Origin of the sequence: Mucilaginibacter sp. (assembly GCF_039207105.1) — a bacterium.
In the GTDB taxonomy this organism is placed as follows: domain Bacteria; phylum Bacteroidota; class Bacteroidia; order Sphingobacteriales; family Sphingobacteriaceae; genus Mucilaginibacter.
The window spans coordinates 1-2123 of the sequence record NZ_JBCECK010000318.1; the positions used below are offsets into that span (position 1 = coordinate 1).

Here is a 2123-nt window from a genome sequence, read left to right on the forward strand (position 1 = left end):
GTAATACCTATACTGTATAAAATATCGCCACGGAAACTGGTACGACCGATCATTGCACCAGAAACAATGGTTGAGCAGGTATCGGCAAACGCGTACTGAAATATCCAGTGCGCCAAAAGAGGGATACCTGTAGCGCCGTAAGTAGCAGGGGTATTTTGCAAAAAGAACCAGTTGGTAATGGTTTTACCATCGGCTCCAAGTCCTCCCCAGCCAATAAAGCCATTGCCATTACCAAACATAAAGGCGTAGCCTATGGCGTAAAATAACAACCCGCAAAGGCATGTATCAAAAATACACTCCATTAAAACATTAACTGTTTCACGCTTACGGGCAAAGCCAGCTTCAAGCATAACAAACCCCGCCTGCATGCCAAATACCAAAAAGGCAGCTACCAGTGTCCATACTGTATTAACAGTATTGATCAGGGCCGTTTCATGAGCGGTATATGTTTCGGCGGCATGAGCCGAAGTTCCCAGTATACCTGGTAAACTTACCATAGCTACAAACACCAACAATAAACCGATCATCTTTCCTGTCAAAATGGTAGCTCCCAGCGCCCATTTTTCACGTGGCAGTTGTCGGACTGCACTCAGGAGGTTGTGTTTAGTTGAACTTACTTTCATTTGTCTTTTAGTTTGATTGTTTTTTAAAGTTTAATTTAGTTTGATTGTATAATAATTAAGTCTGATTGCAAGTCAAAAACCAAAATCCGTATCTAAAACATCATCCAAGTCATAAATATTTCATTCGGTTTTATAAAAACATCAATAATTACATGCTTTATGTAAATTATTTCATGAAATTATGTAGTTATTTTAACAATAACAAATTTATAACACACAAATAACATTATAAAATCAAATATTTACGAAAAATGCAAATTAAAACTTAAATTAAATTCAATTTTTACATGTTTTTCAATTTAAAAAGAGATAAAATTTAGAAAAAATGAATTATAAAATCAAAATTAACACCAAAAACAAAAAATAGTCTTTAAAAATTTGATTCAAGTCAATTACACAATAAAAAAACTGGCAAAAAGCTCAATAATTTATCCAAAAGTCAAAAAGGAAGCTATTTGTAAAAAGGCGAAGCATGAAAATCAAAATTTGCCGTATGCGATATTTCCTTTAATTTTTGTGCATATTTTAAATGATAGTTCTATTTTTGAAAGTTGACCTTATTTTAAACCGTATATATTATGTCCAACATTCGATTTAAGGCACTACAGGATGTTCTGAGCAGAACCATCCCTGAAGTTAAACCGCCTTCTTCAAAAATTTCAGACTACTTTGGCTCCAATGTTTTCGATAAAAAGAAAATGAAGGAATACCTTTCAACAGAGGCCTACCAGGGTATTATCAATTCTATTGAAAAAGGCGAACCAATACCCCGAGATCTGGCCGAGCAAATTGCCTCTGCCATGAAATCATGGGCTTTGGGCAAAGGGGCAACACATTATACGCACTGGTTTCAGCCGCTTACCGGCACCACTGCCGAAAAACACGATGCTTTTTTTGAACCTACTGCCGACGGTGGTGCTATAGAACGTTTCTCGGGCGACGCGCTATCTCAGCAAGAACCTGATGCGTCAAGCTTTCCGAGTGGCGGCATACGCAATACTTTTGAGGCCCGTGGCTACACCGCCTGGGATCCGTCATCACCTGCATTTTTGATGGCGCGCACCTTATGTATACCAACTGTATTTGTATCCTATACCGGCGAAGCGCTTGATTATAAAGTTCCATTATTAAAAGCGCTTAACGTTTTAGACAAAGCCGCCGTAGATGTTTGCCATTACTTTGATAAAGGCATCGAAAAGGTAAATGCATCATTAGGTATTGAGCAGGAGTATTTCCTGGTTGATATTGCCCTGTTCAATGCACGCCCTGATCTTTATCTTACTGGCCGCACGCTGTTCGGTCACATGTCGGCCAAAAACCAGCAGTTGGAAGATCATTATTTTGGATCGATACCTGAGCGTGTATATGCTTACATGCAGGATATGGAAGCCGAAGCCTTATTATTAGGTATACCGTTAAAAACACGTCATAATGAGGTTGCACCTTCGCAATTTGAGTGCGCCCCTATTTATGAAGAAATAAACCTGGCCATTGACCACA

The 2123-nt window shown here is 38.5% G+C and carries 1 protein-coding gene and 1 pseudogene; one reads left to right on the forward strand and one right to left on the reverse strand.

Annotated elements, in window-relative coordinates; translation table 11 throughout:
- Positions 1 to 623: pseudogene (locus tag AAGC65_RS26055) on the reverse strand (ammonium transporter); the annotation flags it as partial.
- Between the two features lie 578 nt (positions 624 to 1201).
- Between AAGC65_RS26055 and AAGC65_RS26060 the strand changes: the two are divergent.
- On the forward strand, positions 1202 to 2123 hold a 922-nt coding region (locus tag AAGC65_RS26060), incomplete at its 3' end, for a glutamine synthetase III (RefSeq protein ID WP_343115374.1).